General features: G+C 68.8%; 23 protein-coding genes. 9 read left to right on the top strand and 14 right to left on the bottom strand.

The annotated features are described in order from the left end of the window. Window positions 1-7: 7 nt before the first annotated feature. On the bottom strand, window positions 8-1,558 hold the full coding sequence (locus tag ACFVM3_RS06580) for a discoidin domain-containing protein (RefSeq protein ID WP_378436375.1): 1,551 nt from the start codon (window positions 1,556-1,558) through the stop codon (window positions 8-10). A gap of 88 nt (window positions 1,559-1,646) precedes the next feature. Further along, window positions 1,647-3,215: a discoidin domain-containing protein gene (locus ACFVM3_RS06575; protein WP_378436221.1), complete on the bottom strand. Its 1,569-nt coding sequence runs from the start codon at window positions 3,213-3,215 to the stop codon at window positions 1,647-1,649. Window positions 3,216-3,391: 176 nt separating this feature from the next. Between ACFVM3_RS06575 and ACFVM3_RS06570 the strand changes: the two genes are divergently transcribed. From ACFVM3_RS06570 to ACFVM3_RS06555, 4 genes are all read left to right on the top strand, one after another. Further along, window positions 3,392-4,930, top strand: coding sequence for a PucR family transcriptional regulator (locus ACFVM3_RS06570; RefSeq protein ID WP_378436219.1), 1,539 nt, complete (start codon window positions 3,392-3,394; stop codon window positions 4,928-4,930). A gap of 109 nt (window positions 4,931-5,039) precedes the next feature. After that, complete coding sequence (locus ACFVM3_RS06565; RefSeq protein WP_378436217.1) at window positions 5,040-6,305, top strand: NAD(P)/FAD-dependent oxidoreductase; 1,266 nt, start codon at window positions 5,040-5,042, stop codon at window positions 6,303-6,305. Then, window positions 6,302-6,472 (top strand): hypothetical protein, encoded by a 171-nt coding sequence (locus tag ACFVM3_RS06560; RefSeq protein WP_378436216.1) that lies wholly within the window; start codon window positions 6,302-6,304, stop codon window positions 6,470-6,472. The genes ACFVM3_RS06565 and ACFVM3_RS06560 overlap by 4 nt, the downstream gene beginning before the upstream one ends. A 90-nt stretch (window positions 6,473-6,562) precedes the next feature. Next, the gene (locus ACFVM3_RS06555) at window positions 6,563-7,015 is read left to right on the top strand and encodes a GreA/GreB family elongation factor (protein WP_378436214.1); all 453 of its coding nucleotides are present in this window, start codon (window positions 6,563-6,565) and stop codon (window positions 7,013-7,015) included. Between the two features lie 215 nt (window positions 7,016-7,230). Here the strand turns inward: ACFVM3_RS06555 and ACFVM3_RS06550 are convergent, their stop codons facing one another. From ACFVM3_RS06550 to ACFVM3_RS06535, 4 genes are all read right to left on the bottom strand, one after another. Beyond that, entirely contained in the window at window positions 7,231-7,389 is a 159-nt protein-coding gene (locus ACFVM3_RS06550; protein ID WP_378436212.1) for a hypothetical protein, read from the bottom strand. A gap of 474 nt (window positions 7,390-7,863) precedes the next feature. Then, complete coding sequence (locus ACFVM3_RS06545) at window positions 7,864-10,041, bottom strand: xanthine dehydrogenase family protein molybdopterin-binding subunit (RefSeq protein ID WP_378436210.1); 2,178 nt, start codon at window positions 10,039-10,041, stop codon at window positions 7,864-7,866. Then, entirely contained in the window at window positions 10,038-11,000 is a 963-nt protein-coding gene (locus tag ACFVM3_RS06540; protein ID WP_378436209.1) for an FAD binding domain-containing protein, read from the bottom strand. Before ACFVM3_RS06540 ends, ACFVM3_RS06545 begins: the two co-directional genes overlap by 4 nt. Beyond that, on the bottom strand, window positions 10,987-11,439 hold the full coding sequence (locus tag ACFVM3_RS06535; protein ID WP_378436207.1) for a (2Fe-2S)-binding protein: 453 nt from the start codon (window positions 11,437-11,439) through the stop codon (window positions 10,987-10,989). The genes ACFVM3_RS06540 and ACFVM3_RS06535 overlap by 14 nt, the downstream gene beginning before the upstream one ends. A 218-nt stretch (window positions 11,440-11,657) precedes the next feature. Between ACFVM3_RS06535 and ACFVM3_RS06530 the strand changes: the two genes are divergently transcribed. Then, the gene (locus ACFVM3_RS06530) at window positions 11,658-12,233 is read left to right on the top strand and encodes a TetR/AcrR family transcriptional regulator (RefSeq protein WP_378436205.1); all 576 of its coding nucleotides are present in this window, start codon (window positions 11,658-11,660) and stop codon (window positions 12,231-12,233) included. A gap of 8 nt (window positions 12,234-12,241) precedes the next feature. Here the strand turns inward: ACFVM3_RS06530 and ACFVM3_RS06525 are convergent, their stop codons facing one another. Next, window positions 12,242-13,981 (bottom strand): pyruvate dehydrogenase, encoded by a 1,740-nt coding sequence (locus tag ACFVM3_RS06525; protein WP_378436203.1) that lies wholly within the window; start codon window positions 13,979-13,981, stop codon window positions 12,242-12,244. A gap of 242 nt (window positions 13,982-14,223) precedes the next feature. Beyond that, a complete protein-coding gene (locus tag ACFVM3_RS06520; RefSeq protein ID WP_378436201.1) occupies window positions 14,224-14,814 on the bottom strand; it encodes an isochorismatase family protein in 591 nt (196 codons plus the stop codon). Between the two features lie 119 nt (window positions 14,815-14,933). Between ACFVM3_RS06520 and ACFVM3_RS06515 the strand changes: the two genes are divergently transcribed. Next, window positions 14,934-15,890, top strand: a complete 957-nt coding sequence (locus ACFVM3_RS06515) for a helix-turn-helix domain-containing protein (protein ID WP_378436199.1) — start codon at window positions 14,934-14,936, stop codon at window positions 15,888-15,890. 458 nt (window positions 15,891-16,348) lie between these two features. Here ACFVM3_RS06515 and ACFVM3_RS06510 read toward each other — a convergent pair whose 3' ends face one another. Beyond that, entirely contained in the window at window positions 16,349-16,714 is a 366-nt protein-coding gene (locus ACFVM3_RS06510) for an ArsR/SmtB family transcription factor (protein ID WP_378436197.1), read from the bottom strand. A 267-nt stretch (window positions 16,715-16,981) separates the two neighbouring features. On the opposite strand from ACFVM3_RS06510, the gene ACFVM3_RS06505 reads away from it, so the two are divergent. Then, window positions 16,982-17,641: a hypothetical protein gene (locus ACFVM3_RS06505; protein ID WP_378436195.1), complete on the top strand. Its 660-nt coding sequence runs from the start codon at window positions 16,982-16,984 to the stop codon at window positions 17,639-17,641. Window positions 17,642-17,655: 14 nt separating this feature from the next. On the opposite strand, the gene ACFVM3_RS06500 is transcribed toward ACFVM3_RS06505, so the two are convergent. The 4 genes from ACFVM3_RS06500 to ACFVM3_RS06485 form a co-directional block, all read right to left on the bottom strand. After that, window positions 17,656-17,805 carry a hypothetical protein gene (locus ACFVM3_RS06500; protein WP_378436193.1) on the bottom strand — a complete coding sequence of 50 codons (150 nt, stop codon included), beginning with the start codon at window positions 17,803-17,805 and terminating at the stop codon, window positions 17,656-17,658. A 95-nt stretch (window positions 17,806-17,900) separates the two neighbouring features. Beyond that, entirely contained in the window at window positions 17,901-18,689 is a 789-nt protein-coding gene (gene map / locus ACFVM3_RS06495) for a type I methionyl aminopeptidase (protein ID WP_378436191.1), read from the bottom strand. Between the two features lie 103 nt (window positions 18,690-18,792). Beyond that, on the bottom strand, window positions 18,793-19,506 hold the full coding sequence (locus ACFVM3_RS06490; RefSeq protein WP_378436189.1) for an ABC transporter ATP-binding protein: 714 nt from the start codon (window positions 19,504-19,506) through the stop codon (window positions 18,793-18,795). Next, the gene (locus ACFVM3_RS06485) at window positions 19,503-20,585 is read right to left on the bottom strand and encodes an ABC transporter permease (RefSeq protein WP_378436187.1); all 1,083 of its coding nucleotides are present in this window, start codon (window positions 20,583-20,585) and stop codon (window positions 19,503-19,505) included. Before ACFVM3_RS06485 ends, ACFVM3_RS06490 begins: the two co-directional genes overlap by 4 nt. Window positions 20,586-20,757: 172 nt before the next feature. Here ACFVM3_RS06485 and ACFVM3_RS06480 point away from each other — a divergent pair, with 172 nt between their 5' ends. Continuing rightward, window positions 20,758-21,924 carry a sensor histidine kinase gene (locus tag ACFVM3_RS06480; RefSeq protein WP_378436185.1) on the top strand — a complete coding sequence of 389 codons (1,167 nt, stop codon included), beginning with the start codon at window positions 20,758-20,760 and terminating at the stop codon, window positions 21,922-21,924. Continuing rightward, a complete protein-coding gene (locus tag ACFVM3_RS06475; RefSeq protein ID WP_378436183.1) occupies window positions 21,921-22,556 on the top strand; it encodes a response regulator in 636 nt (211 codons plus the stop codon). The genes ACFVM3_RS06480 and ACFVM3_RS06475 overlap by 4 nt, the downstream gene beginning before the upstream one ends. A gap of 130 nt (window positions 22,557-22,686) precedes the next feature. Here the strand turns inward: ACFVM3_RS06475 and ACFVM3_RS06470 are convergent, their stop codons facing one another. Continuing rightward, window positions 22,687-23,289 carry an LppA family lipoprotein gene (locus ACFVM3_RS06470; protein ID WP_378436181.1) on the bottom strand — a complete coding sequence of 201 codons (603 nt, stop codon included), beginning with the start codon at window positions 23,287-23,289 and terminating at the stop codon, window positions 22,687-22,689. Window positions 23,290-23,292 lie beyond the last annotated feature (3 nt).

Here is a 23,292-nt window from a genome sequence, read left to right as displayed (position 1 = left end):
TTCTTCGTCACCGGCAGGTGTACGGGCCCGCTTTGTCGAGCAGTTCCCCGTTGGTGCCGATGATCTCCCAGGAGTACGTCTTCCCCTTGAGCACCAGCTTCATCACCCCGTGCTTGCCCAGGATCTTCTCGACACCTTCACGCGCCTTGTAGTCGAGATAGAGGCTGTCGCCGCCGATACCGGCGATGACCGAGCGCACGCCGTTGGCCTCGTCGACGTGCCCGTTGACGTCCAGCGGCTTCGTCCGCTCGTAATGGTGATCGTGCCCGGCGAACACGACGTCCGCCTTCGCCCTCGCCAGCTCGTTCCACAACGGTGCCACGCTTTTCGCGTCGCCGGAGTTCCCCGAGTTGAAACGCGGGTGGTGCCAGTACCCGGCGATACAGGACTTCTTGGTTTTCGCCAGATCCTTGCGCAGCCACGCCACCTGCTCGGCGCCGCCGCCGTTGTACACCGGGTCCGAATCGAGCGCGACGAAATGGAAGGCGCCGACGTCGAAGCTGTAGTACGGCTTCCCCTTCGGCGTCGCGATCTTCCCGAAGTACTGCTTGTAACCCGCCAGCTCGTTGTTCCACTCGTGGTTGCCCGGCGTGGGTTTGGTGATCTTCTTGAACTTGCCCCAGGTCTTGTCGTAGTAGGTCCGGAACTCCTCGATGGTGCCGTCGACGTATTGGTTGTCGCCGACCGTCAGCACGTACCGGGGGTTGATCTTGCGCACCAGCTCCGCCGTCCGCTGGTGCTCGGACGGCAGTTCCGCCTTGGCGATGTCACCGGCGAGCGCGATGACGATGCCATCGGACGCCGTCGGCCGGGTGGACGCCTTCACCGGCGCGGTCGATCCGGACAGGTTCCCCGCCGCGTCGCGGGCCCGCACCGCGTACTGGAAGTCGAAACCCGACGCCAGGGACGTGTCGGTGTAGGAAGTCGTCGTGGACCGGCCGATCACGTTGCCGTTGCGCAGGACCTCGTACTCGGTGACCCCCACGTTGTCGGTCGACGCGGTCCAGCCGAGCGTGATGCTCTCGGTGGTGGACGACGCCTGCCGGAGCCCGGTCGGCACCGACGGCGGCTGGATGTCGCCGTCACCGGTCCGGACGCCGTAGACCTCCAGCTCCCACAGTGAGTACCCGTACACGGTCGCCCGCGCCGTGCCGAAGATCCGGACGTGCCTGGCGGAGGTGTTCAGCCCGGTGAACTCGTCGAGGCCGCCGTCGCTGCCCACCACGGTCTTCACGTCGCGCCAGTTCTGGCCGTCGTCGGACGCTTGGACCTGATAGTCCTTCGCGTGGGCGGATTCCCAGAAGATCTTGATCCGGCTGATGTCCGCCGGCCCGCCTAGGTCGACCGCGATCCACTGTGGATCGCCTTCCAGACTCGCCCATCGGGTCGTCGAATCGCCGTCGACGGCGAGCGCGCCACTGAAACCCTCGCTCTCCACGGTGGAGGTGGTGGTCCGTTTGTTGACCGACAGCAAGGATTCCGCCGTGGCGTTGGAAGCGGTCACGGGCTGAGCGAGCAGGACGATCGCCGCGATCGCGGCGATGCCCGGCTTCACCATTCGATTCACCTGTACTCCTGGATGGGCCTACGTCGTCGTGGAAGAACACACCGGGTCCGGTGCCGCGCACGGCACCGGACCACGGCCGTCAGCGGCAGGTGTACGGGCCCGCCTTGTCGAGCACATTCCCGTTGGTGTCGTGGATCTCCCAGGAATAGGACTTCCCGTTCAGCATCAGCTTCATCACGCCGTGCTTGGCGAGGATCTTCTCCACCCCTTCACGCGCCTTGTAGTCCGTGTAGAGGTAGTCGCCACCGATACCGGCGATGACCGAGCGCACGCCGTTGGCCTCGTCGATGTGGCCGTTGACGTCCAGCGGCTTCGTCCGCTCGTAGTGATGATCGTGACCGGTGATCACCATGTCCGCCTTCGCCCTGGCCATCTCGTTCCACAGCGGCGCCATCTGCTTCTTGTCCCCGGAGTTGCCCGAGTTGAAGCGTGGGTGGTGCCAGTACCCGATGACGCAGGACTTCGTGTTCCTGGCCAGGTCGTTGCGCAGCCAGGTCACCTGGTCGGAGCCGCCGCCGGTGTAGATCGGGTTCGAGTCCATCGCGACGAAGTGGAAGTCACCGATGTCGTAGCTGTAGTACGGCAAACCCTGCGGGTACGCGATCGCGCCGAAGTACTCCTTGTAGCCCCGGAGCTGATCGTCCCATTCGTGGTTGCCCGTCGTGGGTTTGGTGATGCTCTTGAATTTGCCCCACGTCTTGTCGTAGTGGGAGCGGTATTCGGAGATGGTGCCCTTGTGGTACTGGTTGTCGCCCACGGTCAGCACGTACTTCGGGTTGATCCTGGCGACCTGGTTCGCGGTCCCCTGGTGCGTGGAGAACAGCTCCGGGTTCGCGATGTCGCCCGCCAGCGCGAGGGTGACGGGCCCGGTGCCGCCCGGCTGGGTCGCGGCCCTGATCTCCGGACTCGCCGCGGAGACGTTGCCCGCCGCGTCCCGTGCCCGTACCGAGTACCCGAACTCCACTCCGGACGCCAGGCCGCTGTCGGTGTAGGTGGTCGTCGCCGAGGTGCCGACGACGTTCCCGTCGCGGAGCACCTCGTACTCGGTGACCCCGACGTTGTCGGTGGACGCGGTCCAGCCGAGGGTGACGCTGTCCGTCGTGGTGGCTTTCGCGGTGAGACCCGTGGGCACCGTCGGCGCCTGCGTGTCGCCGCCGCCGACGCGGTCACCGTAGATTTCCAGCTCCCACAACGAGTAGCCGTAGGTCGTGCCGCGAGCCGTACCGTGGACGCGGATATGGCGCGCGGTGGCGTTGAGGCCGAGGTGCTCGTCGATGCCGCCGTCTCCGCCGACGACGGACTTGATGTCGGACCAGGTCCTGCCGTCGGCCGAGCCCTGGATCTTGTAGGTCTTGGCGTAGGCGACTTCCCAGTTCAGTTTGACCTTCGTGACGGTCGCGGTGGTGCCGAGGTCGACGGCGATCCACTGTGGATCGACCATCTCCTCGCTGGCCCACCGGGTCGTGGCGTTGCCGTCGACGGCGTTGGCGCCGCCGAACTCGGGGCCCTCGACCGACGAGGTCGTGGTCGGTTTGCCGGCGGACAGCAGTGATTCCGCTTGCGCGGCGGTACCCGAAGAGATCAAGGTCTGCCCCAGCAGGGCCAGCGTCGCCACCGCGACACCGGCCAGGGGTGTTCTCCGTTTCATGCGGACTCCTCGACGTTGCGGAGGCGGCGAGTACCGGCGGTGCGCGGCGAAGGGTCGGCCGGAGTCGCTTTAGTTAAGTAAGTTTCCTAACGATGCGCAGTGTAAAAGGTTCTTAAACTCACAGTCAACGGGTGAACGCGTCGTGTCCGGCACCATTTGATGGCAAGGTCGCGGCCATGGTGACGCTGGATCGGCTCGTGAACGTCCTGGGTGGTTACGGGGCGCGGCTGTGGTGCTGCCCGGTGTCGCGCGAGACGGCCTTGCGCGACGTGGTCATGCACGACGCCGCGGACCCCCGCGACCTGCGAGGAGACGTATACCTCGCGGTCGGGACCGACTCCGTCACGGCCGCCGTCGAGCTGGCGGCGGCCGCGCAGGCGTCGGTCGTCCTGGTCCGCGGATCGGCGCCGCCCGATCCGGAGGCCGCCGAACGTGCGGAGCGCGACGGCGTCGCGGTCCTGCTGGTGGAGCCGGACGTGTCCTGGGGCCAGCTCGCCGGCGTCGTCTACGGGCTCGTCCTGGAAGGCCGCGAGACCGAGTCGGGCCGCGGTCCGACCGATCTGTTCGCGCTGGCCGACAGCCTGGCGGACGCGCTCGGCAGCGCGGTGACCATCGAGGACCGGCTCTCCCGTGTCCTGGCCTACTCCAGCAGGCAGCACCTGGCCGACCGGGCGCGGCTGGAGACGATCCTCGGCAGGCGCGTCCCGGAACCGGTCCGCGAACTGTTCGAGCGGCGGGGCGTGTTCGCGCACCTCGCGGAATCCGACGAGCCACTGTTCGTCGAAGCCGACCCCGAACACGGGCTGACCGGGCGCATGGTCGTCGCCGTTCGCGCGGGCCGCGAGCTGCTGGGCTCCATCTGGGTGGAATGCGACCGGCCGCTGACCGACGCCCGGCGCGCGGTCCTGCGGGACAGCTCGCGCACGGTCGGCCTGCACCTCCTGCGGTCCAGGGCGAGCGCGGACCTCGAGCGGCAGGTCGAATCCGATCTCGTGATCCGGCTGGTGGAGGGAACGCCGGACGCGGCGGCGGTGCTCAGCAGGCTCGGCCTGCCTCCCGGCCGGTTCCGGGTGATCGCGCTCCAGGCCCATATCGGCGACGAGCGACACGCCGCGCTCCTGCTGGCGTTCGAGCGGGCGACGACGGGTTTCGGCTGGTCACGGCCGGGTCGCAGCACGCTGTTCAGCAACACCGTCTACACCGTCCTGCCCGGGGACGACGTCGAGGCGGCCAGGGCATGGGTGCGCTCGATCCGCGAGGCGCTGCCCAGACAGGTGACGATGCTGGCCGGGATCGGCGCGGGTGCGGCGTCGGCGGAACTGCCTGCCAGCAGGCTGGAAGCCGACGAGTGTCTCGCGTTGCACGCCGTCCGGCCGGGCACGAAATCCGCGATCGCCTACGACGAGGCCTGGGACGACATCCTCGTGCAACGGCTGCGGGCCGCCGCGGCGTCCGGCAGGGCGCCGGCCCGCGGTCCGATCACCGAGTTGCGGCGGCACGACAGCGCCAACGCCACCAGTTACGTCGCGACGTTGCGGGCCTGGCTGGAGGCGCAGGGGGATCTCGCGGAGGCCGCCGAGCGGCTGGAAGTGCACCCGAACACGATCCGTTACCGGCTCCGGAAAATGGCGGAGGTGACCGAACTCCGCCTCGACCAGCCCGCGAAACGGCTGGCGATGATCATCGAGCTGGCCGTGTCCGATCCAGTCCCTTGACCGTTCCGGCCAAACCGACCCGCCCGGATTGTCGGATCCGGACAATCTCCGCCGCCCGGATCCGAGCCATCCTGACCGCGACAGCACCACTCGTGCAGCGGAGGAATTCATGGGCGAGCTCGACCGGATCGACGGCGGCCCGCGTTCGGCGATCGTGATCGGAGCCGGCGTGGTCGGCCTGTCGACCGCGTGGTTCCTGCAAGAACGTGGCGTCGGCGTCACGGTGCTGGATCGCGAAGGTATCGCGGCGGGGGCGTCGTGGGGCAATGCCGGCTGGCTCTCCCCCGGCCTGGCGATCCCGCTCAACGAACCCGGCGTCCTGCGCTACGGGTTGCGGACCCTGCTGGACCGGCAGGCACCTCTGCACGTCCCGCCATCCCCCGATCCGCGGCTGTGGTCGTTTCTCGCCCGCTTCGCCGCGAACTGCACCGGACGGTCGTGGACCCGCGCGGTCGAGGCGAACTCGCCGCTGAACGAAGAGTGCTTGGAAGCCTTCGACGTCCTCACCGCGAACGGGGTGGACGCGCCGACCATCGAAGCACCGATCACCGCTGCGTTCGAGACCGCGGACCAGGCCTCGGCGCTGATCTCCGAGCTGCGGCGTATCGAGGAGACAGGGCAGGCGATCTCCTGGACACGGCTCACCGCGGCCGATCTCGCCGAGCGGTTTCCCCAGGCCACGGCCCGGCTCGGCGCCGCCGTCCGGATCGACGGGCAGCGCTACGTCGATCCGGGCCGGTTCGTCGAGTCGCTGGCACGGGCGGTGGTGGGTCGGGGCGGCACGATTCGCCACAAGTTCGAGGTCGCTTCCCTGCGCGCCTACCAGCACGCGCTGAGTGTGCGCTCGAAGACCGGCCAGACGGTGAACGCCAACGCGGTCGTGCTGGCGACCGGGGCCTGGCTGGGTGACCTGGGCCGGAAGTGGGGAGTCAAGGTTCCCGTCCGCGCCGGACGGGGCTACTCCTTCACCGTGCCGACCGACCATCCGGTGCCGGGCCCGCTCTACCTGCCGGACATCCGCGTGGCGTGCACGCCGTACCAGGGCGGCCTCCGCGTGGCCGGGACGATGGAGTTCCGGAAGCCGGACGCACCACTGGATCCGGCCCGGATCGCCTCGATCATCGCGTCGGCACGCCCCTTCCTCACCGGCCTGGACTGGGAAGGGCGCACCGACGAATGGGTCGGCTCCCGTCCGGTCACCACCGACGGGCGGCACGTGATCGGCGCGACGAGCACCCCCGGGCTCTACGTCGCGGGCGGGCACGGGATGTGGGGACTCACCCACGGCCCGATCACCGGACGGCTCCTGGCCGAGCACATCACCACCGGCAAACAGCCGGAGGCCCTGCGCCCCTTCGACCCTCTTCGCCGATGACTCCGGACAACGAAACCCCGTCCGACGAACAGTCCGAAGTGGACCGGCTCCGCGCCGAAAACGCCCTGCTGCGCACCGAGAAGGACCTTCTGCTGAAGGCCGCGATCGGCTTCGCCACCGACGCGGGCGTCTTCCAGCGGCGGTCCCGCGAACCCGAGTCCCGCTGACCGACGCGGGACTCACCGAAGGTCTGTGGGGGTCGGGTCCTTTCCGCGCCCGGCCCTCACAGACGTATCCACCGAAAGGCGATCACCACCATGTCAGGCCCTTGGCTGACCAAGGAAGCGCACGCGCGCCTGGTGCGGGAGCTCGCGACGTTGCGGCGTCCCGGCACCGACGACCGGTACGGCGACGACGACGAAATCGCGCACAACATCCACCGGCAGGCCCGGATCCGGCAGATCGAGGACATGCTGCGCCACGCCGTCGTCGGACAGGATCCGCCCGACGACGGGATCGCCGAGCCCGGCATGGTGCTCACCGTCCGATACGACGACGGCGACACCGAGACCTTCCTGCTCGGCACGCGGGACGAGGCAGGCCACGGCGATCTCGAGGTCTACTCCCCCGACTCCCCGCTCGGCCGCGCGCTTCACGGCGCGCAACCGGGCGAGAGGCGGGAGTATCGCGTACCCAACGGCGGGGCGGTGCGCGTCACGCTTCTCGACGCCAAGCCTTACGGGCGCCATCGGGAGACCACGTCTTATTGATGGGTAGGCGCACGTGGTTCGGTCGGTGCTGGCGTTTTCGCGTGACTGGATGGACGACACGCGTGATTGGACGGACGACTCGCGGTGGGACCGGGCCGCGCGTCGTCCATCCAGTCACGCGTGTCGTCCGGTCGATCACGGGAAATCGGCGGTGCTGGACCTCGTGAGTGGCGTTTCGGGTTAGAACCCGAATCGCCACTCACGACCCACGCTCGTCAGCTCGGCAACCGCGAGTCTTCGCGGGACATCGGCGCGCCGGAGGCACGGGTCCCGGCGGGGATGTGGTCCTCGTCCGCAGGTTTCCGGCGGCGCCCGTCCAAGAACCACTCGACGCCGAAGTCCTTCGACTTCGCCACCATGATCAGCAGCAACACCAGATAGGCGAAGAAGCCCGCCGCGAGCCCGACACCGTATGCGCCGAACAGTCTGCTCCCGGCAGGGAACAGGGCGAGTACCGCCCCGCCGCGGCCGTGGGGAAGACTAGCCGGTGGTGGCCGAATCCACCGTCCGGGGGTGCGGGATCGCCCTGGTGGCCCCGGATCGGCCCGGCCGGACCGGAATACGGTGGCGGAGCGCGACCAGCGGCAATCCCTTCGATACCTGCCGGGAGCCCTTCGGCGATGCGATAAGAACCGCGGCGGGACGCCCGGGACTCCGAGGCCTGAACCCCGATCTCGCGTGCTTGAAGCCGTAACTCACGTGATCAGAGCCGTAACTCACGTGTTTGGAGCCGGAACACGCTCCGCACCGTGGCTTTCGGCTCCAAACACGCGAGTTACGCCTCCAAGCACGCGAGATCCGGCTCTGATCACGCGAGATCCGGTCTAGCGCCCGAGGCCCGCGATCTCCTAGGACTCGTCGAGGAGGTCCTCGATCAGGATGGGGATGTGCCGGACCCGGATGCCGGTCGCGTTGTGGACGGCGTTCGCGACGGCCGCCGCCATCCCGACGATGCCGATCTCGCCAAGCCCCTTCGCGCCGACCGAGTTGTGCAGGGTGTCCGGGTACTCGAGGAAGTGGACGTCGACCTCGGGGATGTCCGCGTTCACCGGGATCAGGTAGCTCGCGAAGTCACCGTTGGCGAATCGTCCGTTCTCCTCGACCTCCAACCCTTCGTGCAGGGCGGCCGAAACACCCCAGATCATGCCTCCGAGGATCTGGCTGCGTGCCGCCGCCGGGTTGATGATCCGGCCGGCGTCGAACACCCCGAGCATGCGGGACACCCGGATCTCGCGGGTCCACCGGTGCACGCGGACTTCGCAGAACTGCGCGCCGAACGAACTGAACGAATGCTTCGTCAACTCCTCGCCGGGTGCCGAGGTACCGGTCACGGACAACGAGGTGCGGCCCAGTGCCCGCAACAGTTCCCCGAACGACATCGTCCGGTCGCCCGCCAGCACCCGGCCGTCGGCGTAGGAGACGTCCATGCCGTCAAACGGTGCTCCCGGTGCCGACGCCAGTGCGAGCAGCTCGTCGATCGCGTTGGCCGCGGCGATCATGATGGCCGTGCTCGCGCTCGCGGTCGCCGTGGAACCGCCGGACATGCCTCCGGGCGGCAGGGCCGAATCGCCGAGCCGCGGCACCACCCGATCCGGCGGGATGTCCAGCGATTCCGCGCCCACCAGGGAAAGCACGGTCAGCAGGCCCGTCCCGGGGTCCGCCCCGCTGGTCGCGACGACCGCCGTGTCGTCGGGCAGCAGGGTGATCCCGACCGTGGCCGGGAACCGCAGTGCGGGGAACATGGCGGTGGCCGTGCCCATGCCCACGAGCCAGTCGCCGTCGGTGCGGCCGTCGGGCGTGCGATCCGCCCAGCCGAACCGCGCCGCGCCGACGCGGAAACATTCGTCGAGGTGCTTGCTCGACCACTGCAGATCTTTGCCGGGCGGAGCGGTCGAATTGTTCCGCTGCCGCAGCTCGATCGGATCCATGCCCAGCGCGACCGCGAGTTCGTCGATCGCGCTCTCCAGCGCGAAGGATCCCGGTGCCTCACCCGGCGCCCGCATGAAGGTGGTCGGCGGGATGTTGAGCGGCACCATCTTCTGGCTGATGGCCAGGTTCCGGGTGGCGTACCACTCGCGCGATGTGCCGTGTGACGTCGGCTCGACGAACGACCGGTCCAGGGGCGTGCTGCACCACGAATCGTGCCGCAGCGCGTTCAGCGTGCCGTCGTGCTCCGCGCCGAGGGCGATCTTCTGCACCGTCGCGGCGCGGCCCGCGGTCGCGGTGAAGACCTGCTCCCGGCTGAGTACGGCCTTCACCGGCCTGCCCAGCACCCTGGCCGCCGCCGCGGCGAGGAACGCCGGGGCGGACGTGCGGCCCTTGCCCCCGAACGCACCACCGACGAAGGGATTCACCGCGTGCACCTCGGACGGCTTCGTGTCCAGCGCCATCGCCAGCTCCGCCGCCTGGAGGTTGGATCCCTGGTTGCCACTGTGGATCGTCAGGCCGTCGGGGCCCCACACCGCGACCGCGGAATGCGGCTCCATCGCGGCGTGGTGCTGAGGCGCGGTGGTGTACGTGGCTTCGACCACCACCGGGCTCTCGGCGAGCGCGTCCTCGATGGACTCGACCCCCGGCGCGAGCACGGCGAGGGCCGACGGGCCACCGTCTCTCGCGGCGGGCGGCTCTTCGGCTGAGGCGAGGCCGTCCTCCAAGGACGTCTGGGCCTGCCTGCCGAGATAGGAGACCTCGACCAGCATCGCCGCGTCGCGCGCCTGCTCGTAGGTCTCGGCGACCACGAACCCGATCGGCTGGCCGTAATAAGTGACTTCCTTGTCCTGCAACGGAACCCAGGTCTCGCCCATGAACGGCGTGGCCGGAGTGCGCAGTTCCAGCGGATCGAAGGGCGTGTACACGCCGAGGACGCCGGGCGCGCCCTTCGCCGCCGTGACGTCCATCGTGTCGATCTCGCCGTGGGCGATCGTGCTGAGCACGACGTAACCGTGGACGAGCCCGGGGAAGGTGTGGTCCGCCCCGTACTCGGCCCGGCCGGTGACCTTCAGCGGCCCGTCCACCCGGCTGGTCATGAGCGGCTCCCCTCGGTCAGTTCGAGCAGCGCGCGGACGATGGTCCGCCGCAGCAACGACGTCTTGAATCCGTTCGCGGACAAGGGGCGCGCGCCCTCGGCGGCGAGCGCCGCGGCGTCTTCGAAGGCGGCGACCGTCGCGGGCGCACCCCGCAAGGCCTCCTCGACCGCGGGCAGCCGCCACGGCACGGTGGCCACGCCGCCTGCCGCGACCCGGGCGTCGACGACGCGCGAGTCTTCCACCCGCAGCGCGACGGCCGCGGAGCACAGCGCGAACTCGTAGGACTGCCTGTCCCGCACCTTGACGTAGGTGGAGTTCGTCGCCCAGTCCAGCCGCGGCACTTCGACCTCGGCGATCAGTTCGCCGGGCCGCAGGTCGTTCTCGAGCTCGGGAGTGTCGCCGGGCAGGCGGTAGAAGGAGCCCAGCTCGACGGTGCGGCTCCCGGTCTCGCTGACCAGATGGAGCCGCGCGTCGAGGGCGACCAGGGCGACGGCGACGTCGCTGGCGTGGGTCGCCACGCACGAATCGCTCGTGCCCAGCACCGCGTGCATCCGGTTGGCGCCCGAGATCGCCGGGCAGCCGCTGCCGGGGGCCCGCCGGTTGCACGGCATGGCGACGTCGCGGAAGTACGAGCAGCGCGTGCGCTGCATGAGGTTTCCGCCGATGCTGGCCATGTTCCGGATCTGCTGGGATGCGCTGAGCAGCAGCGCACGGGAGATCGCCGGGTACACCCCGGGATGTCCGGCGATGTCCGCCATCCGTTCCAGCGCCCCGAAGCGGAGCCCGTCGGTGGTGTCGATGCCGCGCAGCGGTACCGCGTTGATGTCCAGCACCTGCGGCGGCGTCAGGACATTGAGTTTCATCAGGTCGACGAGTGTGGTCCCGCCCGCCAGGAACGCGCCGGACGAACCGACCGCGTCTTCGACGGTCTCGGGCGCGAGCAGCTCAAAGGGACGCATCGGCCCTCCTCGCCTGCTCGATCGCGGCGACGATGTTCGGGTACGCCGCGCATCGGCAGAGATTGCCCGACATGAACTCCCGGACGTCCTCGACGCCTTGTTCGACGGCGGCGACGGCCGACATGATCTGCCCGGACGTGCAGAATCCGCACTGGAGGGCGTCCTGATCGACGAACGCCTGCTGGACCGGATGCAGACCGTCCTCAGTGGACAGTGCTTCGACCGTGGTCACCGGCTGCTTCACGGTGGCGGCCAAGGTCAGGCAGGAGAGCACCGGACGGCCGCCGACGTGTACCGTGCAGGCGCCGCACTGCCCTCTGTCACAACCTTTCTTCGGCCCCGTGACGGCGAGCCGCTCCCGCAGCGCGTCGAGCAGGGTCACCCCGGGATCGACACCGAGATGTTCCGTCCTGCCATTGACTTCGAGTGAGATGTCCACTGGATCTCTTTCCGCAGATCGTCCGGGCCGGGCCCGACGGCGTAGGTTGAGGTGGTGGGAAGTCCGTTCGCGAAGTGAAACGGATATTCATCCGCTTCGATTTTCAAGTTAGCGGATTACAATCCGCTCGGCAAGGTCGATGCTCGCCCTGGAGTCGCTCCAGGTCCGACGGGTTCCTCGGCTACATTCACCGGAGAACGAGGCGGACAGGAGGGGTCATGACGACGGGATCGGTCAATCCCCGGCGCGCGGACACCCGCCGCAACCACGAGCGCATCCTCGCCACCGCGGCGAAATCCCTGGCCTGTTCCGGTGAAGTCTCCTTCAACGCCATCGCGAAGAAGGCCGAGGTCGGCGTCGGCACGGTGTACCGGCACTTCCCCACGCCGGAAGCCCTCATCCTGGCCGTGTACCGCCGTGAGGTGCGCCAGCTCGTCGAGATCGTGCCGAGCCTGCTCGAGAAGTACCCACCGGAGCAGGCGTTCCGCGTGTGGACGACCGACCACCTGGCGCACTACATGATGACCAAGCGCGGCCTGGCCGACGCCCTGCGCGCCGCGACCGCCTCGCGCGGGGAGCTGCCGGCAGGGGCGTACCAGGACATGGTCGGTGCGGTTTCCACCTTGCTGCAGGCCAATGTCGACGCCGGCACCGTCCGCGCGGACCTACGGCCCGAGACCGTCCTACGTGGACTGGGCGGACTGCTGTACCTCGACCCGAAAGGCGAATGGCGGCGCGACGTCGCGAGCCTGCTCGACCTGCTGTGGCGCGGAATGGGCACCGGCCGGGCCTGACGCGCGCGTCACGGCCGAGGAATGTTCCGGAGGTTGGCCCTGGCGAGGTCGATCATCCGGCCGACCCCGCCTTCGAGGACGACCTTGCTCGCGGCCAAGGCGAAGCCACCGAGCTGACCGGCGGTGATATGCGGCGGGACGGACAGCGCGTTCGGGTCGGTCACGACGTCCACCAGTGCCGGGCCGTCGTGACTCAGCGCTTCCTTGAGGGCCGCGCGTAACCGGGTCGGGTCGGTCACCCGCTCGGCACGCAGACCCGCGCCGCCGGCGATGGCGGCGAAGTCGACCGGACGGTGGTCGGTCTGATAATCGGGCAGGCCGTCCACCAGCATCTCCAGCTTCACCATGCCCAGCGAGGAGTTGTTGAACGTGACGATCTTGACCGGGAGGTCGTGCAGGGCCACGGTGAGCAGTTCGCCGAGCAGCATGCCCAGCCCACCGTCGCCGGACATCGACACGACCTGTCGTCCCGGATAGGCGAACTGCGCGCCGATGGCGTGCGGCAGGGCGTTGGCCATCGTGCCGTGCAGGAACGATCCGATGACCCGGCGGCGCCCGTTGGGGGTGATATACCTGGCCGCCCAGACATTGCACATACCGGTGTCGACGGTGAAGATCGCGTCGTCCGCGGCCAGCTCGTCGAGGAGATCCGCGGCGAACTCCGGGTGGATCGGCACGTGCCGCTCGACGTTGCGGGTGTAGGCGTCGACGACCTGTTCCAGCGTTTTGCAGTGATCACGCAGCATGCGGTCCAGGAACGTCCGGTCGGTCTTGCGCCGCAGGAGCGGCTGCACGGCCCGAAGGGTCTCCCGCACGTCGCCGTGTACCGCCAGTTCCAGCGGGGTACGCCTGCCGAGGCGGGTCGCGTCGTGGTCGATCTGCACGGTCCGCGCCTGGGGAAGGAAGGAGTCGTAAGGGAAATCGGTGCCAAGCAAGACCAGCAGATCCGCGTCGTGCATGGCCCGGTAGCAGGCGCCGTAGCCGAGCAGCCCGCTCATCCCGACGTCGTAGGGATTGTCGTACTGGATCCATTCCTTGCCGCGCAGGCTGTGGCCGACCGGCGCCTGCACGGTCTCCGCCAGCTCCATCACCTCCGCGTGCGCGCCGCGCACCCCGGCGCCGGCGAACAAGGTGACGGTCTCGGCGTCGTTGATCAACTCGGCCAGCCGTGCCACCTGGGGTTCGGGCGGCACGATCGTCCCGTGCTCGGTGACCGGCGCCCCGGTCCCCGTGGGTGCGACAGCGTCGAGGTGCGCGACGTCGCCGGGCAACACCAGAACCGAAACCTCACCTCGGGACACCGCGTGCTGCATGGCGATTCGCAGCACCCTGGGCATCTGGGCGGGCCCGCTGATCTGTTCGCAATAGCCACTGCAGTCGACGAACAGCCGTTCGGGATGGGTCTCCTGGAAGAACCCGGTCCCGATCTGGCCGGACGGGATATGCGAGGCGAGCGCGAGCACCGGGGCGCCGGTGCGGTGCGCGTCGTAAAGGCCTTGCACCAGATGGGTGTTGCCGGGGCCGCAGCTACCCGCGCACACCGCGAGCCGCCCGGTCAGCTGAGCCTCGGCGGCCGCGGCGAAGGCGCCCGCCTCCTCATTGCGGACATGGACCCACTCGATGCCCGGGGTGCGGCGGATCGCGTCGACGACGGGGTTGAGGCTGTCTCCGACCACGCCGTAGATCCGTTCCACCCCGGCCTGAACCAGGACTTGGACGAACTGCTCGGCGACGTTGGGCTTGGCCATCACGACCCCTTCGATGCTTCGGCGGCGGATACCCACATGATCCACGTGGGAGCCCAACCCCGCAGGTCCTGTTGAAGGGTGAGTCGAACGTGTCGTGCTCGTGGGCGGGGCCGGCGGCGGGGTGAAGGCTCCCTTCGTCGCGTCCGATGCGGTGATGGGAGCCTTCACCCTGGTCGTGAGTGGCGTTTCGGGTTAGGTATCCACGTGGATTCGGACTGCGGCGAGCTCCGGTACCGCCCGTTCTAGCCGAGGTCGGCCGAGGAACCGACGACGACCGCGTAGAGATCACCGATCGTCGCGAGCGCCGAGCGATGCTGTTCCGCGGCGCTCACCGGGCCGGCGACGGAAGGAAGCGCGCGCGTGGCGCAGGCAGCGGCCACCACGGTCGGGGTGTTCCCGCGCAGGAACGCGCCCTCCGCGGTGAACGTGACGCACATATGGGTCATGAACCCGGCCACGACGACGTCCTGGTGTCCGGCGGCGTCGACCAGCTCACCCAGCCTGGTCCCGACGAACGAGTTCGGCGCGGTCTTCACCACGATCTCCTCGCCCGCAACAGGGGCGACACGTTCGTGGATCCGGCCGATGTCCTGCTGGAGGTCGTACGGGCTGCCCTCGCCGCCGTCGTGCATGACGTGGATGACCGTCGCGCCCTCGGCGCGAGCCCGCGCCAGCAAGGTGGCCGCCTCGTCGAGCGCCGCTTCCCAGCCGTCGAGCTCCATCACGCCGCGCGTGTAGGTGTTCTGGTAGTCGACGAGGATCACGGTCGCGTCCGAGAGCGTCGCGGGGGTCGTCGGAAAGGTGCTGATTTCGCGGAGGGTGGTGCTGGTCATCGTGTGTCCTTCGCTTTCCGGTCGGTACGGCTACCATGATTGCTGACCCGATCCGATAGAGAGATACGGATTCGGGTCAGCTGTCGTCGAGATCGGCCGACATCCGCGGGAAGGGAACGATGAGCGCTCCGAGTGTGGCCGTCCTGGCGTTCGAGGGGATCAGCCCGTTCCATCTCGCCGTGCCGTCGCTGGTGTGGGGACCCGAGGCCCCGGCGGGTGACATGGAACCGTGGCCGATCACGATCGCCGCCGCCGAACCGGGCAGGCTCACCACGAGCGCCGGTTATGCGATCGACGTTCCCGCCGGCCTCGGCGCGCTGACGGAGGCCGACATCGTCGTGGTGCCGTGGTGGTCCGACCCGGAAACTCCGACGCCCTCGCCCGTATCCGCCGCGCTGCGCGCCGCGCACGAACGCGGAGCACTCGTCGTCGGGCTCTGCCTGGGAGTCTTCGCTCTGGCGGACGCCGGCATCCTCGACGGACGCACCGCGACCACCCACTGGCAATGGGTCGAAACCTTCCGGAGGCGCTTCCCTTCGGTGGAACTGCGCCCCGAGGAGTTGTACGTCGACGAAGGAGACATCGTGACCGGCGCGGGCGCGACCGCCGGGATCGACACCTGCCTTCACCTGCTCGCCCGCACGGCCGGGCAGGTCGTCGCCAACCGCGTCGCCCGCCGGATCGTCGCCGCGCCGCACCGTCCCGGCGGGCAGGCCCAGTTCATCGAGCTGCCCGTGCCCGCCGCGGATGACGACCCGCTCACCACCGTGATGAGCTGGGCGCGGTCCAGGCTGGACGCGCAGCACAGCATCGACGACCTCGCCGCGAGGGCGCATATGAGCCGGAGCACCTTCACCCGCTCGTTCCGCGCCCGCACCGGGACCACCGTCCACAGCTGGCTTGTCGCGCAACGCCTCGCGCGAGCACGCCAACTCCTCGAGACGACCGCGCTCGGCATAGACGCGGTCGCCGCACAGTCCGGCTTCGGCACACCTGCCCGTCTTCGCGAACACTTCACCACCGCGCTGGGCACGACGCCGACGCGCTACCGGGTCGAGTTCTCCGCCCCGCGCTGACCGCCACGGGTTCGGCACGCGAGCCGACTGAGGCGAGAGAAATCCTTTTCTCGACGCTCACCGGAAAGTGGAATCCTTATTTCCGCAAAACCGGCGGGACTGAGTGCGCGCACGGAAAGAGCCGTGTCCTACACTCGACTTTTTCGCATCGGCGAATGACTCACCCCGGAGGGTGAGCTCTATCGAGTGCATTGCCCGGCGGAACTGGATCGAAGAAGCCGTTCCGGGGCAAGATGACCGGGCACGAAGACCGGCACGACGGAGGACCATGTGGAGCTGTGCGGAACCCCCATCTTCGACTCTCTGGTCGAGGAGACGAGGAGGGCGGCCGCCGGAAATGGCACGCTCCCCCGCGAGGAAAATTCAGAATCGAGCGAGCAACGCGCGGACGCCGTCGAGGAAAACAAATGACGATCAGCCTGCGTCATGAACAAAGAAAATAGGGCCGTTTTCGGTTTTCATTCTTTTTCAGGTGAATGCGGACCACCGGAAACTCCGGCGGAATTCTGCAGATCGTCGAGCAACCCCAGCTGGCCGGCGATGACCCCGGTCAGGATCCCGCGAGCGAGGGTGAGCAGTTCGGCGACCGACGGACTGGTCAGCGAGTAGGAGACGGTCGTGCCCTCCTTACGGGGCACCACCAGGTTGGCGCGACGCAGGACGGCGAGCTGCTGGGACAGGTTGGCGGGTTCGATACCGAGGTCGGCGAGCAGCTCCGAGACGTGATGCTCCCGCTCGCTGAGCAGTTCGAGCACGCGGATCCGGACGGGGTGCCCCAGCGTCTTGAAGAACTCCGCCGTCGCCTGATACAGGGGGCTGTTCATCGGCATCCCTTCCCTGCAGGTCCAGCCGTCCGCACACCCCTGATCGTGCCCGATTTCCGGAGCCGCCGAACCTCAGCCCGCGCCGATGGGGCACGACCACACCCGATCAGGGCACAAATACGCGTTACTTGAGCACCGGCACCCGCCCACGAATTGCATATTTATGCAAGTCTGCATATCAGAGAAGGTGAGAACACCTGTGAGTCACGGCATGCGGGATTCCGCGAGCCTCTTGTCGACCCCCCGGACCGCCACGAGGAGTGGACGGTGACCACGCGCCACTCCATCCCCACCGCCGCCACCCGGGCTCACCTGGTCCTCGCCGCGCACGCGGCGGAGCTGGCCGACCTCGCCGCGAACGCCGCCAGGGAGGACGCCTGCTCGACGCGGGATCATTCCGGCCTGATCGGGATGGCACAGCAGATCCTCGAGGCGGCGGTGGTCGCCGCGAGGCTCGACGGGAAGACCTGGCAGGAGATCGCGTACGGATTCGAAGGGGCGACACCGCGGTCCGTACGGACCCGATACTGGCCCTCGGTCGCACGGTTCCGCGCGGACCCCTTCCCGTCGCAGGACGCGCGCCGTGAGGGCGTGCCGGAGCACACCGATCAGACGGGCTTCCACCTGCGACGGCTGCCGACTCCGGAACTGCGACCCGACACCGCCGAGTCCGCGACGGAGCCTTCCCGTTCGCCGACCGGGCACCTCGCCCTGGTCACGATCCCGGCTGAGCAGGCGGAAGGCGAAGCGGTGCGTGAACCAGCGGCCGCGGACGCCCGGCTGAAGATCGCGGAAAGGCTGGTCGCCGCCTACGAGCGGATCGCGACCAACGACCGTCAGCCCCCGCAATGGATCCTCGACGGCCTGGCCCACGCCCGCCGCACGGCCGCGGAACTCCGTGCCCGCACGGGCACGCCACCTGACTGATTCTCGGCGGGAAGCTACACCGAGGTCGCGAGACCGGCTTCGCGGTCGAAGTCGTGCTCGTCCTCGGTCTTCGTCCGCGCCACCATCTTCGCGACCAGGTCGAAGATCGGCGTGGCTTCCTGCGGGAAGGTCACGCTCTGCTGGTTCGCGCTCTCGGCGATCATGAACCGCTACTCCTCATAGGTGATGACTACAGCGACCGTTCACTCTAACGGTCGCGCCGTGATGACGGGCCGTATTCGGAGTTTTCGGTCGAACGTCACGCAGAGGCGGCCACTTCGTCGTCGCGCCTGGTGAGCACCAGCGGAGCACCTTCCGTGATGGCCACCGTGTGCTCCGAATGAGCCGCCCGGGAACCGTCGGCCGAACGGATGGTCCAGCCGTCGTCGTCGAAGACGATCCGGTCGGTCGTGCGGGCGAACCAGGGTTCGAGTGCGACGGTGAGTCCCGGCCGCAGCGTCAGACCGCGGCCCGCCTTGCCCTTGTTGGGGATGTGCAGTTCCTCGTGCATGGTGCGGCCGATGCCGTGGCCGCCGAACTCGGTGTTCACCGGGTAGCCGTGGGCGCGGGCCACCGCCCAGATGGCCGCGGAGATGTCGCCGAGGCGGTTGCCAGGGCGCGCGGCCTCGATCGCGGCCTCCAGCGCCTCCTCGGTGGCGCGGATCAGCCGCAGATCCTCCTCGGCGGGCGTCCCGACGATGACCGTGCGCGCCGAGTCGGCCGCCCAGCCGTCGATCTTCACCGCGAGATCTGCGGTGAGCACGTCCCCGTCGCGCAGCGTGTAGTCGTGAGGCAGGCCGTGCAGGACGGCGTCGTTGACCGCCAGGCAGATGACGTTGCGGAACGGGCCTTTGCCGAAGGACGGCGCGTAGTCCCAGTAGCAGGACTCCGCGCCCCGACGCTTGATCATGCCGCGTACGTGGTGCTCCAGATCCATCAGATTGACGCCCACGTTCGCGAGGTCGCCGACCTCGGTGAGCACTTCGGCGACGAAACGCCCGGTCACGTGCATGCGCTCGATCTCGGCGGACGTCTTCAGTTCGATCATCGGTTCCCCGTGTCCACTGGTTGGTATTATTATACCGGCACCCTAGCAGGAAGCGGTATAATAATACCAACGGTGCAGGGTGGACGAAGGCGCCGTGATCCTTCTACGCATGGATCGGAATGAAGACGGGCGAATCCGAATGTCCGTCCTCCGGGGAGAGCCGTCCGTCTTGAACCTCGACGATGCGGTCCACGGCGGTGAGATGACCGCGGTCGTGCGTGACCAGGACGGTGGCGGTGGACCGCTCGCGCGTCAGGCGGGCGATCAGGTCGATGACCGCGGCGCCGCGGTCGTGATCGAGGGCGCTCGTCGGTTCGTCGATCAGCAGCACGGTGGGTTCGTTCATCAACGCGCGGGCGATGTTCACCCGCTGTCGCTGGCCACCGGAGAGCTGGTGCGGGCGACGTCCGGCCTGCGCCGCGAGCCCGACGGCGTCGAGCAGTTCCATGGCCGCACCCCGTGCCCCGGCCGGGCTGCGGCCGTCGATCCTGGCCATGACCTGGAGCTGTTCGGCGGACGTGAGGGCGGGAAGCAGATTCGGCTGCTGGAAGACGATCCCGACCTTGCTTCGGCGAAGTTCGGTGAGTTCGCCGCGGGTCAGGCCGGTGGTCGTGGTGCCGTCGACCGTCACGGTCCCGTGGTCCGGGGTGATGAGGGTGGCCGCGACGGCGAGCAGGCTGGACTTGCCGGAGCCGGAGGGTCCGGCGACCGCGGTGAGCGTGCCCGGCGGGACGTCCATCGTGACGTCGTCGAGTGCGGTGAGGCGGGTGTCGCCGTCGGGATAGGTGAGAGTGACACCGGTCAGGTTCAGGCTCATCGGGCGCTCCCCAGTGCGGTCAGCGGGTCGACGGAAGTGATGCGGCGGACGGAAAGCGCCGCGCCCAGGGCGCCGAGCAGGATCATCACGGCGGACGGCACGAGCACGGTGGCCGGAGTCAGCAGGAAGGGCACGGCGGAGCCGGCGACCAAGGTGCCGAGCGTGACGGCCAAGCCCGTTCCGATGGCGGTGCCGCCGACGAGAAGGACGACGGCCTGGCCGAGCGCGTCCTTCAGCAGGAAGGCGGTGCTCGCCCCCAACGCCTTGAGAACGGCGATGTCACCGCTGCGCTGGATGGTCCACACGGTGAAGAAGGCGCCGATCACGAGCGCGGAGATGGCGAAGAGGAAGCCGCGCATCAGTTGTAGCGAACCGTTTTCCGAGGTGTAGGAGCCGATCGCGGACAACGAGTCGCTCTTCGAGACCGTCGTCGTGCCGGCGGCGAGGTCCGCGGCCGCGAGATCGGCGTCGGCCGTGGTGGTCAGCGCGAGCACTGTCGCGCTCGGCTCGCCGTCGGCGGGTGGCGCCGTCTTCGCCCAGACGTCGAGGCTCGCCCAGATCACCGGTGTATGGCTGAACCAGGCGTCTCCCGTCACGGCGGCGACCGTCAACGGGCGCCCGGCCACGGCGATGGTGTCCCCACCGCGGACGCCCAGCTCGTCGGCGGCGGACGTCGACAGCACCACCGAGTCTCCGGTGATCCTTTCGCCGTCCGGGGCGAGTGCCGATCCGGTCCGCACGCCGAAAACGGAGATCCCGGCGCTGCGCCCTCCCGCGGTGGCCTTGGTGGTGGCGATACCCAGTGGTTCGGCCGCGGTGACGCCCGGGGTCTCGGCCCACTGCCGCCGCTGTGTCTCGGTGACGGCGGAATTGGCGTACGAGAGGCTCTGCCCGGCACCGGGGGCGGCGAAGACGATCTTGTCCGCGGGCAGGCCCGTGATCGCGGAGATGTTCTGCTCGCCCAGTCCCGCGGTGAGCCCGGACAACAGGCCGACCAGCAAGGTGATCAGAACGACGACGGCACCCATCAGGGCGAACCGTCCTTTGGCGAATCTCAGATCTCTCCAGGCGACGAACACGGCTCGGGTCTGTCCTCTCCGGCGGGTGGGCTGGCTACCTCTCCACGATCGCCGTCGTGGACCTCCCCCGGCATCCGGCCGGAGATGGCACTTCGCCCGCCGGAAGACGGCACGCCGCCTCTACCTTTGGATAGAGGCGCTCGCCGATCCCGCTCCGTAATCTGGACGCACTGTGACAGCCGCGCCCGTTTTGACCCCGACCAGCCGGGTGCTGACCTGGTGTCTGCACCTGCTGCTCGTCGCACTGCTCGCGCTGGCGGCCGCGCGGGCGGTGGCGGACGGTTCATCCGCAGCGGGAGCGGTCGTCGCGGTGGCGGTGACGTGCGCCGTGGTCTACGCGGCAGGCCCGCTTCTGCCCCGCGTCCGGACGTCCCGGCGGGCCGCACTGTGGTGGCTGGTCGCCGTGGGCCTCGTGTGGCTGATCCTGCTGGTGCTGACCGCCGACGGCGTCTGGGTCGCCTTCCCGTTGTACTTCCTGCAGCTGCATCTGCTGCCACGCCGCCAAGGCCTGGTCGCGGTGATCGCGACCGCGCTGGCGGCGATCACCGCGTTCGCCGTCCACCAGGGTTCCTTCGCCCCGGCGGCGGCGATCGGACCGGCACTCGGCGCCGCCGTCGCGGTAGCCGTCGTCTGGGGTTACCAGGCGCTGTACCGCGAGAGCGAACGCCGCCGGAACCTGATCGAGGAGCTCACCGCCACGCGCGCCGACCTCGCCGAAGCCCAGCACGCGGCGGGAGTGCTCGCCGAACGGGAGCGGCTGGCCCACGAGATCCACGACACCCTCGCCCAGGGACTGTCGAGTATTCAACTCCTGTTGCGCGCGGCGGAAAGGACGCTGCCGGATGCCGCGGGCAACGCCGCCCGCTACGTCGGACAGGCTCGTCAAGCCGCCGCGGACAACCTCGCCGAAGCCCGCCGGTTCGTCGTCGCCCTGTCCCCTCCCGCACTCGACGGCACCACGCTGGCCGACGCGCTGGAACGGCTGTGCGCCACCACCGGTTCGCGGCATCGGATCGCCGCGCGCTTCCATCTCGACGGCGACCCCGTTCCCCTGCCGACCGCGCACGAGGTCGCGTTGCTGCGCATCGGTCAGGCGGCGCTGGCGAACACCGTCCGGCACGCCGACGCGTCCACCGCGGACGTCACGCTGAGCTACCGTGGCGAGTACGTCACCCTCGCCGTCGTCGACGACGGCGTCGGCTTCGACCCGGAACACAGCGGCTTCGGGCTCACCGCGATGCGCACCCGGACCGAAGCGCTGGACGGGATCTTCACCGTCGACTCCTCCCGCGGAGACGGGACGACCGTGTCCGCGCGACTGCCCAAGGAATGCCCGTGACCGAAGCCCCTATCCGGCTCCTGCTGGCCGACGACCACCCCATCGTCCGGGCGGGGCTGCGTGCCGTACTGGAAACCGAACCCGGCCTCGTGGTCTCGGCCGAAGCCGCGACCGCCGAGGAGGCGGTGGCCCGCGCCGCCGAGGGCGACATCGACGTCGTGCTGATGGACCTGCGTTTCGGTTCCGGGATGACCGGCGCCGAGGCCACCGCGGCGATCACGGCGCGGCCGGACGCACCCCGGGTTCTCATCGTCACCACCTACGACACCGACGCCGACACGCTGCCCGCCATCGAAGCGGGCGCGACCGGCTACCTCCTCAAGGACGCCCCGCCGGAGGATCTGGCGGCGGCCGTGCGCACCGCAGCCGCCGGACGCACCGCGCTCGCCCCGACCGTCGCCGACCGCCTCATGAACCGGATGCGGATGCCCGCCACCGCGCTGACGCTGCGCGAGATCGAAGTCCTGGTCCTGGTCGCCGACGGCCTGTCCAACCGGGCCATCGCCGATCGGCTCCACCTGACCGAGGGCACGGTGAAATCCCATCTGGCCCGCAGCTACACCAAACTCGGCGTCGATTCGCGTACCGCCGCTGTCGCCACCGCGACCGACCTCGGCCTGATCCGGCGCTGAACGGCAGCGGGGTGGTCGTGAGTGGCGATTCGGGTTAGAGCTAACCCTGTTTAAGTTACCTACTCGTGACCTGCGGATATGGTTCTCCTGCCCTCTGGCCCAGGGTGAACAAGGGGCAGGAGAACCAGTCTTACTGACCCGGCTCGGTGCTGCGAGGCGTACCACGGCGGTGGGCCTCGGCGGTGAGGTGACAGCTAGTGGTGATGGCCATGACGAGGGCTTTATCTGCTCCGATAGCGAGCTCGGCGCCATCCTTGTCGGTGAGATTGAACTGATAGTTGCCTGGCTTGTCAGAGCTGAGGGTCACAGTGGTGAAGCCATACGGTGCGGCGGACTCGGTGATGATCGTTTTTGCTTTCGCCCACTGCTCCGGCGTGGGCGCTATCGCTGAGACCCAGCTGGCTGGGTGTACTTCCTGCGCGTCATAGGGATGAATATTCGGGAAGCTTCGCGCGCAGCCGCCTACGCTGTCGCCCCGGCCGCTGTCCTTCCATGGAGGTGTTGGGAGTTCTCTGGTGAGGGCGTCGCGGATTTTGCCGCGCATCTCGTTGTGCCGGGTGAGTGCTTGATCGATGTCGGGGCGTTGCAGGAGTGTCGCGAACTGCTGCTGTTGGGTGGGCATGGTGTCCTTGCCGGGGCCGGATGCGTCGGGGTCGCTGCATGCTGCTGCAGAAAGTGCGATCAGGCCGACTGTGCAGGCGGCCGCGATCAGGGTGCGTGGTCGGTGGGTCACGTG

Source organism: Amycolatopsis sp. NPDC057786 (assembly GCF_042797905.1).
GTDB lineage: Bacteria > Actinomycetota > Actinomycetes > Mycobacteriales > Pseudonocardiaceae > Amycolatopsis.
Note: the sequence above shows the minus strand (reverse complement) of the source record. Positions and strands in the feature narration are given on the sequence as shown.

Excerpts from the sequence above, each read along its gene's own strand:
- ACFVM3_RS06580 (WP_378436375.1), bottom strand. The coding sequence starts at position 1,558 with ATGGTGAAGCCGGGCATCGCCGCGATCGCGGCGATCGTCCTGCTCGCT.
- ACFVM3_RS06575 (WP_378436221.1), bottom strand. The coding sequence starts at position 3,215 with ATGAAACGGAGAACACCCCTGGCCGGTGTCGCGGTGGCGACGCTGGCC.
- ACFVM3_RS06570 (WP_378436219.1), top strand. The coding sequence starts at position 3,392 with ATGGTGACGCTGGATCGGCTCGTGAACGTCCTGGGTGGTTACGGGGCG.
- ACFVM3_RS06565 (WP_378436217.1), top strand. The coding sequence starts at position 5,040 with ATGGGCGAGCTCGACCGGATCGACGGCGGCCCGCGTTCGGCGATCGTG.
- ACFVM3_RS06560 (WP_378436216.1), top strand. The coding sequence starts at position 6,302 with ATGACTCCGGACAACGAAACCCCGTCCGACGAACAGTCCGAAGTGGAC.
- ACFVM3_RS06555 (WP_378436214.1), top strand. The coding sequence starts at position 6,563 with ATGTCAGGCCCTTGGCTGACCAAGGAAGCGCACGCGCGCCTGGTGCGG.
- ACFVM3_RS06545 (WP_378436210.1), bottom strand. The coding sequence starts at position 10,041 with ATGACCAGCCGGGTGGACGGGCCGCTGAAGGTCACCGGCCGGGCCGAG.
- ACFVM3_RS06540 (WP_378436209.1), bottom strand. The coding sequence starts at position 11,000 with ATGCGTCCCTTTGAGCTGCTCGCGCCCGAGACCGTCGAAGACGCGGTC.
- ACFVM3_RS06530 (WP_378436205.1), top strand. The coding sequence starts at position 11,658 with ATGACGACGGGATCGGTCAATCCCCGGCGCGCGGACACCCGCCGCAAC.
- ACFVM3_RS06525 (WP_378436203.1), bottom strand. The coding sequence starts at position 13,981 with ATGGCCAAGCCCAACGTCGCCGAGCAGTTCGTCCAAGTCCTGGTTCAG.
- ACFVM3_RS06520 (WP_378436201.1), bottom strand. The coding sequence starts at position 14,814 with ATGACCAGCACCACCCTCCGCGAAATCAGCACCTTTCCGACGACCCCC.
- ACFVM3_RS06515 (WP_378436199.1), top strand. The coding sequence starts at position 14,934 with ATGAGCGCTCCGAGTGTGGCCGTCCTGGCGTTCGAGGGGATCAGCCCG.
- ACFVM3_RS06510 (WP_378436197.1), bottom strand. The coding sequence starts at position 16,714 with ATGAACAGCCCCCTGTATCAGGCGACGGCGGAGTTCTTCAAGACGCTG.
- ACFVM3_RS06500 (WP_378436193.1), bottom strand. The coding sequence starts at position 17,805 with ATGATCGCCGAGAGCGCGAACCAGCAGAGCGTGACCTTCCCGCAGGAA.
- map (WP_378436191.1), bottom strand. The coding sequence starts at position 18,689 with ATGATCGAACTGAAGACGTCCGCCGAGATCGAGCGCATGCACGTGACC.
- ACFVM3_RS06490 (WP_378436189.1), bottom strand. The coding sequence starts at position 19,506 with ATGAGCCTGAACCTGACCGGTGTCACTCTCACCTATCCCGACGGCGAC.